Consider the following 14,461-nt stretch of genomic DNA (forward strand, 5'->3'; position numbering starts at 1 on the left):
GTTACTAGCCAACTGCTATAAGTTCTAGTCCAGCAACCAAGTATTAGAGGCAAAATCATCTGAATTATCATTTGTTTGGGAGGGGAAATGTAAATGTTTCCCTTCTTTTCTTATTTGTTTAACTGTTAATTGTGCGGATTTTGTTGTTAACTGTGCGGGTTTGGGTTGTAAGTCTTCCAGTTTTTTCCTTAACTCTTTCACCTCTTCTTCAATTGCCGAGTTAGCATTTGCTAATTGCAGGGAAGTTTTCTTAGCTTCGTCTAATTCCTTTTTGATTTGGCTAGTTTTTTCTAGCTTTTGTTCTTGTTGTTTGAGCAATTTTTTCTGACTTTCTATTTCCGATCGCGATTCTGCCAGTTGTTTTTCTAGCTTAGCTTCATTTTGTTGAGATTTGATTAAGTGCGATCGTAATTCCTCAACTTCTTTATGCAAGCTTGTTTCATTTTCTTTAACTGCGTCTAAAGCTGCTTGCAATTCCGAGACAGTTGTTTCTAATTCGGCTTTAGTGGAACTACTGCGTTTAGGAGAAGATTGATCGTTTACATTTATGGTAACTTCTTCTGCTGTAACTTCCACTGCTTCTACTGCTGATACATCAATTACTTTTTCCTGATTTTTCACATTGTCATCTTCAGAATTTGGGTTTTTTTGTGCTTCTTGGCGCAGTAAGTCAGAAAGATTTTTTCTTGCCATAATCGTTACCTCCAATCTCGTTGTAATTCGTTAGCAACTCGACGGTAGTCAGCTTCAGCCTCCCGCGCATTTTTGCCGCGCCAATGTGTAATTGGTACGCCATCTAAAGCGGCTCTTTCGTGAGCTTTATAAGCCCGAACAAAAGCATGACAAGCGGGGATTCCTAGTTCTAAAAGCGTGTTTTGTGCTTCTAGTGCTTCGCCCAAACTCCGCGAATCGACTTTTGTCAACAACACCCGATGGGCGACACCTTTTGGTGTGACTGCTTCCCTGACTGTTTCAATCAGTACGGCTAAATCCATTGGTGCTGGAGGTGTGGGCAAAACTAGATAATCTGCGATCGCTATGACAGCTGCTAATGCTTCCGAGCGCAGCGCCGGAGGTGTGTCTACCACTACTAAATCATAGCCTTCTATCTTGCGTAACCGATTCAAAAGTTTAGGATTTGTTTCTTTCGATAAGTCAAATCCCCAGGAATCCTTAGCTCGTTCATACCACCAACTGGCGGAACCTTGAATATCTGCATCAACTAAAAGAACTTTTGATTTATCCGAGAGGGTTGCAGCTAAATTAATAGCCGTAGTAGTTTTTCCTACGCCTCCCTTACCGTTTAGAATTGCGATGATTTTAGCCACTGGTTGCTTCCGACGCTCACTTTCCAGAATATACCGCTTTCTTTGACTTTTTTCTTAAGTTTTTCATATTTAGTAAATTGGTTTTACTCATCAGTAATTGGTAGTTGGTAGATTGGTAGGGGCGAAGCATTCCGGTAATAATTGGTTGGTTGAACCCAAATATATCTACCGGAATGCTTCGCCCCTACTTGAAAATTTCATGGCATTTGTCAAGTAGAAATTGGCAGAATAAAGTAGATGGGAATTTAGCAAAATATATTTATGAGTTTCGATCGCACTCTCCCTAATGGCCCAAAAATGCCTCGATTTCTGCGGCTAATTAAGTTTGTTACTCAACCAGTGGAATATGTAGAAGATTTTGCCAAAATTTATGGCGATTCCTTTACTGTTTTGGGGCGCAATGATATTCCCCTAATTTACTTCAGTCAACCGGAAGCACTGCAAGCAATTTTTGCGGCTGATGCTAATTATTTTGAGGTAGGTGGAGGAAATATCGGTTTATCATTTTTGTTGGGAACTAACTCATTGTTAGCTTTAGATGGCGATCGTCATCAGCGGCAACGTCAACTTTTAACTCCTCCCTTTCATGGCGAAAGAATGCGAGCTTATGGTCAAATTATTCCAGAGATTACCCAACAGGTAATCACCGAATGGAAACCAGGAAAATCTTTCAATGTTCGTCATTCAATGCAAGAAATTTCCTTGCGGGTAATCTTGCGAGTTGTGTTTGGTTTGGATGAAGGAGAAAATTTACAACAACTGCGACACAAAATTAGTTCAGTGTTAGAATTTCTCGGTTCTCCCATCTTATCTTTTGCCTTATTTTTTGGCTTTCTGCAAAAAGATTTAGGTGCTTGGAGTCCTTGGGGTTGGATGTTACGCCAAGTCCAAGAAATTGATGAATTAATTTATGCTTTAATTCGGGAACGTCGAGCCGAAGTCAACTCAAATCGCCAAGATATTCTCAGTTTAATGATGTCAGCCCGTGACGAAAATAATCAACCAATGACTGATATAGAATTACGGGATGAATTAATGACTTTGTTAATAGCAGGACATGAAACTACTGCTTCAGGTTTAACTTGGGCGTTGTATTGGATCGATCGCTTACCCCAAGTCCAAGAAAAACTACTAAGAGAATTAGAAAGTTTAGGAGAAAATCCAGATCCAAGTATTATTGCTAAGTTGCCTTATTTAACAGCAGTCTGTCAAGAAACCTTGCGAATTTATCCCATTGTTATAAATGGCTTTCCGCGTCGGGTAAAAACTGCGATCGAAATCATGGGTTACAAATTACAACCAAAAGATGTAATTATTCCCAGTATTTATTTAGCGCACCATCGAGAAGAAGTTTACCCTCAACCCAAGGAATTTAAGCCAGAACGCTTTTTAGAAAAACAGTTTTCCCCCTACGAATATTTGCCATTTGGTGGCGGAAATCGACGTTGTATTGGTATGGCTTTTGCTCAGTATGAAATGAAGTTAGTTTTAGCAACAATTCTCTCACGTTTTCAAGTTTCTTTAGTTAATAAACGCCCAGTGCGTCCAGTACGTCGCGGTTTAACTTTAGCAGCACCCGCCGGAATGCGAATGGTGGCAAATTATCGCTAGAATTTTTATAAGGCTTACACAGCAATGATGTATGTAGTGAAATTTCATGAATTTTCACTACAAAATATAGTGTGTTTACTAATATCTGTGTAAGTCCTGATTCAAATTAATCAATATTACAATGAAATAATAATTGCCCGAATAAATAATCTCAAATAATTTGACATAAATAATATAATTTGTTAAATTTGGTAATGTAATGGCAAAGTTTTGATGAATTGCGCCAAACAATACCTTCAGCCGATCAAGTCGGTAATCTCACAGTTTTTAACATCGGCGGTAATAACTATAGACTTATTACATTTGTAGATTACAAATATCAAAAAGTTTTTATCCGCCATGTCCTCACCCATGCAGAATACGACAAAGAGGACTGGAAAAATGACGACTGGTACAACTAACACTAACGAATATATAGAATTACTCAAAAAATTTCCTCCTCGTCCAATTAATTCTGAGGAGGAACTACTAGCTACCCAAAAAGTAATTGATTCATTGATCGATCGAAGTGAATTAACACTGGACGAACAAGACTATTTGAATGTTTTAGGTACTTTAGTTTATGAGTACGAGCAACTTCATCATGAACCTATACCTGACATTTTTGGTGCAGAGCTAATTGAGGCATTGTTAATAGAATATAATTTACAACCACAAGACTTAGTTCCTATTTTTGGGAATGAGTCAATTGTATCTGAAGTATTGAGTGGTCAGCGTCAACTTACAGAAAATCAAATTCGGCAACTTGCTGATTTATTCAATATGTCGCCAGAGGATTTTGTGGAATAGGATATTTTTACCTTTTATCCTCTACCCTTTACTCAAAAGTAAAGTTCCTGGTACGGCTTTTTTAATCCAATTTGTTACTAGAATTTGGTCAGATGTAAAAGTTGATAATTGTTCGCCATTTATATTACGAAAGACAGTTTCGGGCGGGATTTTAATCTCTTCACCTGTAGGCATAATCATGTTTTTTATTTGGGAAACATCGAAAGAACGGAAGGTTTGAAAAACTACATATTTGCCGCTTTCTCCGGTTAACACTTCTGCTAAACAATTTTGATTTCGGTAATCTGCCACTTTCGATTTCATTCTGGGGAAAAGTGATGTAGTGCGATTTGCTTTAAAGAATGGGGCGCGAGTTTCTCTAAACCAATTTAATCGTAAACTTGCGGGATCTTCGAGAATTTGACAGCAAATATTATCGATATCAACTGCGACATCGCCATTTTTTTCTAAATGTCTTAAGTCTAATCTTACTGTATGTAATCCTGCTGATTCTAATCCCTGCAATTTATCCAAAATAAACTGGTCTTTGTCCAAAAACATGAAAGTTCCATGTATAGTTTCTAATGTGGGAAAATGCCGATTTGGTGCATCTTCAAAAGCAGCATTAGCTTGTAAATAAAGCGTTGAATTTAAATCATCTTCTGCTGCTAAAGGTTCAGTTAATAGAGAGCGTGGTGAGTAAAATAGTAAAATTTGACCAACACCAAGTAATTCGCAAGGTAGAGGGAGTTTTTGGCAATATTCAATGAGTTTTTCTTCGGGGAGTTCGATCGACAATATCAATCTTTCCAAACTTTCCCCAAAAATTTCGCACCATCCAAGCAAAGATTCAAAGTTATGATTTCCCGTTTCTACAATTAACTGTAACGGCATTTTTGGGAAATAAATTTTCAACCAGTAAGCAACACCAGGATCGCAAACGCGAATCGCTGCAAATTGACTGAAATCCCAACTTTTTAACCTTTCACAAACCTCGTTCATTACCCGTTCTGGCATCAAAATATCCCAAACTAAAACTGGGCGCAATCCTCGTTTTAAAGCTTCCTTGGCTAAACTTTGTACCTGATTTTCTGTAAGTTTTCCCTGACGTGCTAATAATATCGGTTCTAATAATACTTCCTGTAAATTAGGAGCATTAACGCACCGTTCTAAATCAGAAATTGATGAAACAAAAGTGTTAAATTGCATTTGCGACTTCTTTAACTGCTGATTTGAATCGAACTACATTGTATTTGGCAATATTTGCTGCTTTTGTTGCTGTGGAAAATTTGGGAATTCGCACAATACTATCTTGACGCATAAATTCTACACTTTCACCTGTGATGGAGAAAAGGCGATCGACTCTCCCCCGAATAGCCTCTCCTTGAAACGGGATAATCTCAATCTCTTCTCCTAATGCTAAAGGTTCCACAAGTTGCAGCACAATTTCATCAGGAGTGGTATCCACAACTAAACCTAAATATTCGTAAGTTCCTGTATTTATCCCAGACAATTGTCCGAACACAGAATCCTTACTTGCTGGCGTTTCTAAAGAGCCAGAAAAATAGTCTCGGTTAGGTACAGATTGCAGTTCTCGCGCCGCAACTTGCAACATTTCTGCATTCAATGTTCCAGCAGCATAAGCATCAATTAACTGGCGATAAACCTTACAAGTTAAGCCAACATAGAAAGAAGATTTCATCCGCCCTTCAATTTTTAAAGAGCAAATTTGATGTTGAAAAAATTCTCCGATTTGATAGATTCCCCACAAATCTCTTGAAGACATGAAACTTACTAAATCATCCGATTTATTTTCTTCAGTTTCTAAATGATAAGGCAATCGACAAGATTGAATACAACCACCGCGATTAGAATCTCGACCTGCGGTAAAATTAGAAATGGTGCAATGTCCAGAATAAGCCATACACATGGCACCGTGAGTAAACATTTCTACTTCAATGCCGGATTTTTCTCGAATTGCGCCAGCTTCTGCGATCGTCAATTCTCGCCCAACAATTAACCGCTTTACTCCCGTTTGTTTCCACAACAGCCCAGCATAAGAATTGAGACAAGAAGCTTGCGTCGATAAGTGAATATTCAAGTTTGAACTGTTACGAATAGCCCGAATTACACCCAGATCGGAAACAATAACAGCATCAACACCAATAGATTCTAAAAATTGACAATACTCAGCTAATCCGACAAAATCAGAATCGTGCAGAAAGGCGTTTAGGGTAACATAAATTTTCGCATTATGTTGATGGGCAAATACTACTGCTTGCTCTAATTCATAGTCAGTAAAATTATCTGCACGCGCCCGCAAGCCGTATTTTTGTCCGCCTAAATATATGGCATCTGCACCATAAGCAATGGCAACTTTGAGGCGTTCTAAGTTTTTAGCTGGCGCTAGGAGTTCGGGTTTCCACATTGGTATTACTTGGGGCTAAACTTATGTTATCTTGATTTTAATTGGTTATTTACAAAAGTTTAGCAATCTTCTATGATTTGTGAAAGAAAAATTTTTGAACCGCGAAGACGCGAAGAGCGCGAAGAGAAGAGGAAGAAAGAGGAAAAGAAGGGGTTTTTACAATTGATTTAGGGTTGGGATATTTGCTACAAATTGTAGAGGTGGGCGGGTTTTGCCGGAATTTCTATCGCTGGGTATTCAAATTCGTTGGCAAAAATCTTGTAACATGAAAACTCCTTCTTTAGCAATAAAATTCAGGAACTAAGAAAGTAACGAAATGACTACAACTTTAACTACCCAACCTTTATCCTTTGAAGAAAGGCTGGATGCTGCACCAGTAACTCGCGTGATGTGGTTACTTTGGATATTATCGGCGGGATTAATTGCCTTAGATGGGTTTGATTTTTTTATTATTGGTATTGCTTTACCGTTTCTTCAGCGAGACTTTAATTTGGGTTCGACGCAAGTTGGCGCTGTGGCGGTAGCTGCGATCGCAGGATCGTTAGTAGGAGCACTAACTTTGGGTCCAATTACTGATAAAATTGGTCGCCAGTTAATGTTAGTTATTGATATTGCCATTTTTGTGATTGCTACTGCTGGAACAGCATTTGCTTGGAATGCCACTTCATTAATTATATTTCGTTTTTTGGTGGGTGTTGGTATTGGTGCAGATTATCCAATTAGTGTTTCGTATATTACGGAAAATGTTCCTTCTCGACTGCGGGGAAGAATGGTAATTGGTGCTTTTACTTTTCAAGCAGTGGGAGCACTTTTGGGTGCTGTAACTGGATTAATTACAATTCATTTGTTTCAAGTGATTTATCCAGATTCAATGTTACCAATTATTCAATATTCGTGGCGTTGGATGTTAGGAGTAGGATTAATATTAGCAATTATTGTGGCGATTTTGCGTTTTAGTTTTTTGTTAGAAAGTCCGCGTTATTACATTGCCAGGTGTGAATATGATGAAGCTTCTAAGGCGGCATCTACTTTATTAGATGAACCGATCGCAATCACCGCAGAAAGCGATCCCCCAGAAAGAGAACCAAGTCTTTCTTATAGTGCCTTATTTTCTCCTAAATACCTTCGCAGCACAATTTTGGCTTCAGTTCCTTGGTTTTTACAAGATATTGCTACCTACGGAATTGGCATTTTTACTCCGACAATTATTGGCGCTTTAGCTTTTGAAAATGCTACCAGTTTTCTGGAGCGAGAAACTGCTGCTGCAAGAGGTTCTGCTTTTGTCGATTTGTTTTTAATTGCTGGGTTTTTGATTGCAGTATTTTTAGTGGAAAAAGTTGGACGCATTCGCTTACAAATTGTTGGTTTTTGTGGCATGGCTGTGGGACTTTTGGTGTTAGCAAGTTCTAATTTGATTAGCTCAGGTAGTTTTTGGAGTACGGCGATCGTCTTTCTCGGTTTCTTCATCTTTAATTTAATGATGAATGCTGGGCCAAATTCTACAACTTTTCTATTATCAGGCGAAGTTTTTACCACTTCAATTCGCGCCAGTGGTGCTGGTTTTGCCGCTGCTTTCGCCAAAGCTGGAGCCGTTTTAGGGACTTTCGCTTTACCAATTTTACAAAAATCGGTAGGAATTTCAATTGTGCTAGTTTTGTTGTCTATCTGTTGCGTATTAGCAGCAGTAATTACCTATATGTTTCGCATTGAAACAACTGGGAAATCTCTGGAAGCAGTTAACGAATGATAGAGTTAAGATTTGGAATTTTGGGTTATCTCTATCTAAAATCCCAAATCTCATCCTTAATCAATGTTGAGTTAATTAGTTATAAAAAAGATGACCTCTACTTTTGGTAAGGTAGTGAGTACTGCTTTAGGTTGATTTTTCTATGGGAGGTAAGATTTATTAGGTGCGATCGCGAAAACCTAATCTTCCTAAATGTAGTTTTTCTTAACTGCAATTCTAGACATACTTAAAATATGAGAGTAGTTCAACGCACTTTTACCTTACTAACTTTGCGGGAACGCCCAATTACCATTTGGGTTTTGAGCATTTTTACCGCAGCAATTGGATTGCTCATTTTTATCTCTTCTAAATTCCCTACTGATTGGTTTGGATTCTTTTGCATCGTTTGTGCTAATTTTATGATGTTTGGTAGCCCGGAAAAATTTTGTTTATTTGATAAAGTAGACAATCGGGTAGTGTTTAAACAAACAGGATGGTTGGGAAGGCGACATTACCATTTTCCTATTAGCAAGATTTCTTTAGTTGAAGTTGAACCCTTTAAATTATTTGGTATTCAGTTTTATAGATTAAGACTAAACTTATTGTCAGGAGAAAGATTTTATTTAACTCCTATTCCCAGTACGGACAATCAATTATTACACTATTTAGCTGGCTCTATTCAAGAATTTATTAGGCATTAAAGAGAGGATAAAGTAAACTATTAGTTGGTAAACTAGATTACTTTAAACCTTTCTAATGGGTGAAATTTTTTTCCTTTCTTTGATTTCGCTGCTGTTGTTTTTTGGGCCAGCATTAGCAGCGATCGCCATTCGCCGTTCTCTCTCAATTCCTTGGCAATTAGTTCTGCTAGTAATTTGCATTTTGTACGCAGCTTTCCCCATACTAATAGGTTTGGGCGGAGTTGGTTTGGCAAAAGTCTACAACTGTACCACAGATATTAATATCTATAAATGTCCGGGAAATCCCTCTTTGGGAGAAACAATTACCTTAATGACTTTTGCTCATTTACTGGCAATTATTACTATTCCCTCTGGCATTTTAGGTATAATTGGAATGCTAATTTCTTTAGTTATAAAATTCGTTAAATTGCGAAAAGGAGAAGAAACATCACAAGCACCATTTGCGATTTTTTACCGGAGTCGTCGTCATAAATTAATCGCCGGAATTTGTAGTGCGATCGCTAAAAAAACCAATTTACCACTGTTAGCAGTAAGAATTGTTACCGTAATTTTAGCAATAGTTGCCCCTGGATTTGGCGCACCTTTATATCTTTGGTTGTGGTTAGCTTTTCCCTTAGAACCAAACTCATGAAAGACGAAATTTATCCTACCAATCTCTATCTTAGTCCTGAAAAAGATGAACTGTTTGAAAAAGGCCCTTGGCCCAAACCTTTTGTGTTTAACGAGGATGTTGTCAATGTTTTTGATAACATGATTTCTCGCTCAGTTCCTCTGTATCGGGAAGTTTTAGCCTGTGCTGCTCATTGGACTAAAGCGTACTACCAACCTGGAACTAAAATTATTGATATTGGCTGTTCTACAGGCACATTTTTAGAATTAATCGGGCGATTTTTGCAGCAACCAGCGACATTAGTCGGGATTGATAATTCACAAGCAATGTTAGAAAAAGCTAGGGAAAAGTTGTTACCAATTCAGCAAATACATCAATTAGAATTAATTTGTGATAGTGCAGAAAATTGCTCTTTTGAAAACAGCAGTGTAGTGATTATTAATTACACTTTACAGTTTTTGTCTTTACAAGTGCGCCAAAAGTTACTAAAGTCGATCTATGAAGGTTTAGTTCCTGGTGGTTTATTATTTTTGAGTGAAAAGGTAAAATCACCATTACCCCAATTTCAAGAAACAATTACCCGACATTATGAAGCTTTTAAGGCGTATAATGGCTATGCTCAAACAGAAATTGAACGCAAAAAGGAAGCACTGGAAAATGTTTTAGTACCTTTGACGGAAACTGAGCAGTTGCAAATGTTAAAAGATAGTGGTTTTCAGCAGGTTGATTCTTTGATTAAATTGCATAATTTTCTTTCTTTGGTAGCACTTAAATAGGAATTTTTTCATGTTTGATGAGTTGATTGGTTATCTTGCGCCTGATTATTGCGATCGCTATTCCACCCATCTACAAAAAGAAGCAATTTTAACCCTACGTCAGGAACGCCAAGCTAAATTATTCACCCCACAAAATCGGCAGTATCAAGAAGCAGTGCAAGCTGTTCAAGATATCAAAAGTAATTGGTTTGACTTTTCCGATTCAGTGGTGAAAATTGGGCGAAAAGAGGAACTTTCCCCAGAACAACAACAAAGTTTTTGGCAATCTCTTAAAGCTTTTTGTCCTTGGAAAAAAGGCCCTTTTGAACTATTTGGCATTAATATAGATGCTGAATGGCGCTCTGATTGGAAATGGGAGCGAATTTTACCTTATATTCAATTTTTAGAAAATCGCAAAGTCGCGGATATTGGTTGCCATAATGGTTATTTTATGTTTCGCATGGCAGAACAAAAACCTGATTGTGTGATTGGGTTTGAACCTGTAGCTAAACACTTTTGGAACTTTCAATTAATCCAGAATATTGTTCGGCAAGAAAACCTATTTTTTGAGTTACTTGGTGTGGAACATATTGATTTTTATCCTAACTTTTTTGATACTATCTTTTGTTTGGGAATTTTATATCATCATCCCGATCCGATCGGGCTTTTAACAAAAATGAAACAAGCCTTATCACCCAAGGGAGAAATCATTATAGACTGTCAAGGAATACCCGGAGAATTACCAGTTTCCCTAACTCCTCGAAAGCGTTACGCACAGGCGAGAGGGATTTGGTTTTTGCCTACGCAAAGTTGTTTAGAAAATTGGTTGGCGCGTGCAGGTTTTACGCAGATTAACTGTTTTTTTGCTGCACCTTTATCAGTTGAAGAACAGCGTCGCACTGTTTGGGCAGATATTGATAGTTTACAGGAATTTCTCAACTCTGATGATTCATCTTTAACGATTGAAGGTTATCCTGCACCTTGGCGTTATTATCTGATTGCGAGGAAAGATTAATTTGATAAATGTATTAGCTTCCTCTTAACTTTTGCTGCTTTTGCTGATAGTCATTCCAAATCAAATGCAAATTTTTTTTGGTGACTTTTTCCCCTAATGCTTGGGAGAGATCTTGCCACAATTGAGAGCCAATACTTTTAATATAAGCACTACAATAAGAAGACTCCTCTGCCATTTGCGTATAAGCTTTACCTAACCATGACTGATGCAAAATGAATCGCTCAATGGGAGTTAGTTTTCGGGATAGTAACACCCTTTCTATGGTTTCAAGAACTTCCTCAAAATTCATTGATTAATTAATTCTTAACCTGCGGTACGTTGTTAAGTTATTAAAACTCAGATCCCCGACTTCTTCAAGAAGTCGGGGATCTAAATTCTTTAACGCAGGTAAGCGATCGTCACTCCTGCACCACCTTCTTTAGAATCAGCTAACTCGAAACGCTCAACTTGTGGGTGTTCTTGCAAAAATTCATGCACACCTTGGCGCAATTTTCCCGTACCTTTACCATGCACGATCCACAACACGCCAGCATTAGTCGCCGCATTAATTCCCCGTTCTAATTCGCTTTCTGCATCTGCGACTCGATAACCGCGAATATCAACAGTATTTTGCGAGGTACGAATAGCGGGTGCAGGTGGTAGTGCTTGAGTTCCGCCTTTGTTTGGCGAAGTGCGAGGTGTTTCTTTTTCAGCGGGTTTTTGTTTAATTGGAAGTTCGGCTTTTTCCCCACTTAAAGATTCCACATCTGCTAAAGAAACGGTCATTTTCATAATGCCAAATCGCACGCTTAAGTTACCGTTTTCATCAGCAGCAGTTAAAACTTCCGCTGTTTGATTCAGTTTGGGAATGCGAATGCGATCGCCAACTTCCGGTTTAAATCCCGGTTTTGGTTTTGCTGGTGGTGGTAAATGTTTCTCTTTAATTTGATTAATTGCAGCTGTCGCAGCTTGAGCATCTTGTGCTGTCGCATTTCCCTGTTGTAAACGGCGAATTACTTGAGCAATTTCGCCTTTTGCTTGCGCGATCGCAGCTTGTACAGCTTGTTCTTGTTGTAACTTTAATTGCTGTTCTCTTTCTTGTAAATTTGCCGCTTTTCTCGCTACTTCTTGATGTAATTTTTCCGCTTGTTTTAACAGTTCTGCTGCTTCTTCCGCTTTAGTTTCTTGGCGTTTTCTTTGTGCTTCCAAACCTGCAATTACTTGGTTAACATCTTCCGATGCACCACCAACATAACTTTGTGCTTGTTCCACAATTTCGGCATTCAATCCTAATCTTTTCGCAATAGTTAAAGCATTAGAACGTCCGGGAATTCCCCACAATAATCGATAGGTTGGCGAAAGGGTAACATCATTAAATTCTACTGAGGCATTTTCAAATCTTTCATCCTCATATTTAAGTGCTTTTAATTCGCCAAAGTGCGTCGTCGCCATTGTTAATAAAGTGGTGTTGGCGAGATGTTGTAAAAGTGCGATCGCCAAAGCACTTCCCTCCGCTGGATCGGTTCCTGCGCCGACTTCATCGAGTAATACTAGGGACTGGGGATTGGGGACTGGGGACTGGGGACTAGGAGAATTTTGAGTTGTAGGGGCGGGTTTAGCAGATAACTCTGTGTCCGCAGCAGAAGAGTTAACAACAAAACCCGCCCTTACATCAACAAAACCCGCCCTTACATCAGCAAAACCCGCCCTTACAGAGTTTGTCGGGGCGGGTTTTGCCCAAAAATCCTCTTTTGGGCGATCGGGGTTGTCTGCTAAACCCGCCCCTACAGAGTTTTCCTGTTCCCCTGAAATTGCTGCTAAAATTCGACTAATTCTACGGATGTGACCGGAGAAAGTAGAGAGACTTTGTTGCAGCGATTGTTCGTCACCAATATCGGCTAAAATTTGGTCGAACCAGGGAATTTCTACGGGTTCGCGTGCGGGGATAAATAAGCCGACTTTTGCCATTAAAGCTGCTAAAGCCAAGGTTTTTAAAGTAACAGTTTTTCCCCCGGTATTTGGCCCGGTAATTGTGACAACTCTGATTTGAGGTTGAACTAATAAGTCAACGGGAATTACTGTCGATCCTTGTTCATGTTTTTGTTGCCAAACTAATAGCGGATGGCGCAATTGTCGCAAGGTAATAGTTTCTTTTTGTGGTTCAATAAATCGCGGTGGATTTGCTTCTAACCATAAACTATATCTAGCTCTCGCAGTTGCCAAATCTAAGGTTGTGGCGATCGCCAATAATCGCTCTAAATCTGGTTTAACTTCTGCGACTTGTTCGGTTAAAGCTCTGCGAATTGCTTCCGCTTCGTTTTGTTCTTGACGCATTAATTGCCGCATTTGGTTTCCCAAAGATACGATCGAATTTGGCTCAACATAAAGAGTCGCGCCACTCATCGAAGTATCATGAACAATTCCCGGAATTGCATCTTTACTAGTTGCTTTTACCGGAATCACAAAGCGATCGCCTCTTTGGGTAATTACTTGTTCTTGAACCGCATTATATTGCCGTTGAATTATTCCCTGTAAAATCTGATAAATCCTGTCTCGCTGTTGGCGCATTTGATGGCGAATTCCGGCGAGTTTTTGACTGGCGCGATCGGCAACATCACCGCGATCGTCAATACAGCGATGAATTTCCTGTTCTAACTCTGGATAAGTGCGTAAATCTGCGACTAATTCATTTAAAACAGGCAAATCTTCTTGATTATCAATTACTCGGCGCAGTTGTCTAGTTCCGGCGAGAGTTGTAGCAATATTCAACAACTCTTCACCAGACAAAATCCCCTGCAATTCTGCTCTTTCTAAAGCATCACCAATGTCAGTAATGCCATCAAAACTTAACCCAGAAACTAAGCGATTTTCTAATTCGTAAACTTCCTTAGTTTGGGCTAAAAGTGCTAAACTTTCATCTTGAGTTTGAGGGATTTGTAGGTGACGGGATGCGATCGCTCCTAACTTAGTAGCAGCGAAGGTAGATAAATGATGGCACAAGCGGGGCCATTCCAGTAGGTCTAAAGTTTCGTTTTGAATCAAGGCTTAAAATTTTTAATTTCAATAGGTGTAAATTAATTTGACAATTGCGAAGTTTCGACAGGGATTCAGGGAATTAAACACAGAAGAACATCTAACAATCTAGGCTAACTTCTTCCCACAATTCCCAGATGAAACTTTCTGAAATTAAAGGATAATTTTCGATATGCTTCAGTTCTTCCGCATCCAAATCGGCAAACATTTCCTGTAAAACTTCCTCATCTCGTTCATAAAAAGGTCTAAGTGGAGCCAAGTAATTGCCAGTCAAGCTAACCATATTGAATCCTATTGCCTGAGAGTTTGTAAAGTTATGGTTACAAACTAAGGTCGATCGAGGTAGTGAAACCTCTGTCAATCTGCTTAACCTGACTGGCTATCATCCCTCTCAAAAGTAGGATAACGAAAATTTTGGGGAATAAGGGTGACAGGCAAGATGGGGGAATAAGGGTGACAGGCAAGATGCCTGTCCTACGGGACTGGGACAATTTCATTTGTAGGGGC

The 14,461-nt window shown here is 38.9% G+C and carries 14 protein-coding genes and 1 pseudogene; 8 read left to right on the forward strand and 7 right to left on the reverse strand.

Annotation, left to right across the window (positions count from 1 at the left end; genetic code table 11):
- Positions 1-24: 24 nt before the first annotated feature.
- Positions 25-693, reverse strand: coding sequence for a hypothetical protein (locus ACE1B6_RS04445; protein ID WP_413256035.1), 669 nt, complete (start codon positions 691-693; stop codon positions 25-27).
- 5 nt (positions 694-698) lie between these two features.
- The gene (locus tag ACE1B6_RS04450; RefSeq protein WP_413256036.1) at positions 699-1,328 is read right to left on the reverse strand and encodes an AAA family ATPase; all 630 of its coding nucleotides are present in this window, start codon (positions 1,326-1,328) and stop codon (positions 699-701) included.
- A 261-nt stretch (positions 1,329-1,589) separates the two neighbouring features.
- Here ACE1B6_RS04450 and ACE1B6_RS04455 point away from each other — a divergent pair, with 261 nt between their 5' ends.
- From ACE1B6_RS04455 to ACE1B6_RS04465, 3 genes and pseudogenes are all read left to right on the forward strand, one after another.
- Positions 1,590-2,939 carry a cytochrome P450 gene (locus ACE1B6_RS04455; RefSeq protein ID WP_413256037.1) on the forward strand — a complete coding sequence of 450 codons (1,350 nt, stop codon included), beginning with the start codon at positions 1,590-1,592 and terminating at the stop codon, positions 2,937-2,939.
- Positions 2,940-3,139: 200 nt separating this feature from the next.
- Positions 3,140-3,340: pseudogene (locus tag ACE1B6_RS04460) on the forward strand (type II toxin-antitoxin system HigB family toxin); the annotation flags it as partial.
- Positions 3,321-3,728 carry a helix-turn-helix domain-containing protein gene (locus tag ACE1B6_RS04465; RefSeq protein WP_413256038.1) on the forward strand — a complete coding sequence of 136 codons (408 nt, stop codon included), beginning with the start codon at positions 3,321-3,323 and terminating at the stop codon, positions 3,726-3,728. The pseudogene ACE1B6_RS04460 and the gene ACE1B6_RS04465, both read left to right, overlap by 20 nt.
- A 21-nt stretch (positions 3,729-3,749) precedes the next feature.
- Here the strand turns inward: ACE1B6_RS04465 and ACE1B6_RS04470 are convergent, their stop codons facing one another.
- Both ACE1B6_RS04470 and ACE1B6_RS04475 read right to left on the reverse strand, forming a co-directional pair.
- A complete protein-coding gene (locus ACE1B6_RS04470) occupies positions 3,750-4,916 on the reverse strand; it encodes a U32 family peptidase (protein ID WP_413256039.1) in 1,167 nt (388 codons plus the stop codon).
- Positions 4,906-6,135, reverse strand: coding sequence for a U32 family peptidase (locus tag ACE1B6_RS04475; protein ID WP_413256040.1), 1,230 nt, complete (start codon positions 6,133-6,135; stop codon positions 4,906-4,908). The genes ACE1B6_RS04470 and ACE1B6_RS04475 overlap by 11 nt, the downstream gene beginning before the upstream one ends.
- Positions 6,136-6,451: 316 nt before the next feature.
- Here ACE1B6_RS04475 and ACE1B6_RS04480 point away from each other — a divergent pair, with 316 nt between their 5' ends.
- From ACE1B6_RS04480 to cmoB, 5 genes are all read left to right on the forward strand, one after another.
- A complete protein-coding gene (locus tag ACE1B6_RS04480; RefSeq protein WP_413256041.1) occupies positions 6,452-7,882 on the forward strand; it encodes an MFS transporter in 1,431 nt (476 codons plus the stop codon).
- A 233-nt stretch (positions 7,883-8,115) separates the two neighbouring features.
- A complete protein-coding gene (locus tag ACE1B6_RS04485) occupies positions 8,116-8,562 on the forward strand; it encodes a hypothetical protein (protein WP_413256042.1) in 447 nt (148 codons plus the stop codon).
- 55 nt (positions 8,563-8,617) lie between these two features.
- Positions 8,618-9,193 carry a PspC domain-containing protein gene (locus tag ACE1B6_RS04490; RefSeq protein WP_413256043.1) on the forward strand — a complete coding sequence of 192 codons (576 nt, stop codon included), beginning with the start codon at positions 8,618-8,620 and terminating at the stop codon, positions 9,191-9,193.
- Positions 9,190-9,948 carry a carboxy-S-adenosyl-L-methionine synthase CmoA gene (cmoA, locus tag ACE1B6_RS04495; RefSeq protein WP_413256044.1) on the forward strand — a complete coding sequence of 253 codons (759 nt, stop codon included), beginning with the start codon at positions 9,190-9,192 and terminating at the stop codon, positions 9,946-9,948. Before ACE1B6_RS04490 ends, cmoA begins: the two co-directional genes overlap by 4 nt.
- 10 nt (positions 9,949-9,958) lie before the next feature.
- A complete protein-coding gene (gene cmoB, locus ACE1B6_RS04500) occupies positions 9,959-10,942 on the forward strand; it encodes a tRNA 5-methoxyuridine(34)/uridine 5-oxyacetic acid(34) synthase CmoB (protein WP_413256045.1) in 984 nt (327 codons plus the stop codon).
- A 13-nt stretch (positions 10,943-10,955) separates the two neighbouring features.
- On the opposite strand, the gene ACE1B6_RS04505 is transcribed toward cmoB, so the two are convergent.
- The 3 genes from ACE1B6_RS04505 to ACE1B6_RS04515 form a co-directional block, all read right to left on the reverse strand.
- Positions 10,956-11,231 (reverse strand): hypothetical protein, encoded by a 276-nt coding sequence (locus tag ACE1B6_RS04505; protein WP_413256046.1) that lies wholly within the window; start codon positions 11,229-11,231, stop codon positions 10,956-10,958.
- Positions 11,232-11,320: 89 nt separating this feature from the next.
- Entirely contained in the window at positions 11,321-13,963 is a 2,643-nt protein-coding gene (locus ACE1B6_RS04510; RefSeq protein WP_413256047.1) for an endonuclease MutS2, read from the reverse strand.
- 91 nt (positions 13,964-14,054) lie between these two features.
- The gene (locus ACE1B6_RS04515) at positions 14,055-14,237 is read right to left on the reverse strand and encodes a hypothetical protein (protein ID WP_413256048.1); all 183 of its coding nucleotides are present in this window, start codon (positions 14,235-14,237) and stop codon (positions 14,055-14,057) included.
- Positions 14,238-14,461 lie beyond the last annotated feature (224 nt).

The sequence above is a fragment of the Floridaenema fluviatile BLCC-F154 genome (assembly GCF_041929135.1).
GTDB lineage: Bacteria > Cyanobacteriota > Cyanobacteriia > Cyanobacteriales > Aerosakkonemataceae > Floridanema > Floridanema fluviatile.

Excerpts from the sequence above, each read along its gene's own strand:
- ACE1B6_RS04445 (WP_413256035.1), bottom strand. The coding sequence starts at position 693 with ATGGCAAGAAAAAATCTTTCTGACTTACTGCGCCAAGAAGCACAAAAA.
- ACE1B6_RS04455 (WP_413256037.1), top strand. The coding sequence starts at position 1,590 with ATGAGTTTCGATCGCACTCTCCCTAATGGCCCAAAAATGCCTCGATTT.
- ACE1B6_RS04465 (WP_413256038.1), top strand. The coding sequence starts at position 3,321 with ATGACGACTGGTACAACTAACACTAACGAATATATAGAATTACTCAAA.
- ACE1B6_RS04470 (WP_413256039.1), bottom strand. The coding sequence starts at position 4,916 with ATGCAATTTAACACTTTTGTTTCATCAATTTCTGATTTAGAACGGTGC.
- ACE1B6_RS04475 (WP_413256040.1), bottom strand. The coding sequence starts at position 6,135 with ATGTGGAAACCCGAACTCCTAGCGCCAGCTAAAAACTTAGAACGCCTC.
- ACE1B6_RS04480 (WP_413256041.1), top strand. The coding sequence starts at position 6,452 with ATGACTACAACTTTAACTACCCAACCTTTATCCTTTGAAGAAAGGCTG.
- ACE1B6_RS04485 (WP_413256042.1), top strand. The coding sequence starts at position 8,116 with ATGAGAGTAGTTCAACGCACTTTTACCTTACTAACTTTGCGGGAACGC.
- ACE1B6_RS04490 (WP_413256043.1), top strand. The coding sequence starts at position 8,618 with ATGGGTGAAATTTTTTTCCTTTCTTTGATTTCGCTGCTGTTGTTTTTT.
- cmoA (WP_413256044.1), top strand. The coding sequence starts at position 9,190 with ATGAAAGACGAAATTTATCCTACCAATCTCTATCTTAGTCCTGAAAAA.
- cmoB (WP_413256045.1), top strand. The coding sequence starts at position 9,959 with ATGTTTGATGAGTTGATTGGTTATCTTGCGCCTGATTATTGCGATCGC.
- ACE1B6_RS04505 (WP_413256046.1), bottom strand. The coding sequence starts at position 11,231 with ATGAATTTTGAGGAAGTTCTTGAAACCATAGAAAGGGTGTTACTATCC.
- ACE1B6_RS04515 (WP_413256048.1), bottom strand. The coding sequence starts at position 14,237 with ATGGTTAGCTTGACTGGCAATTACTTGGCTCCACTTAGACCTTTTTAT.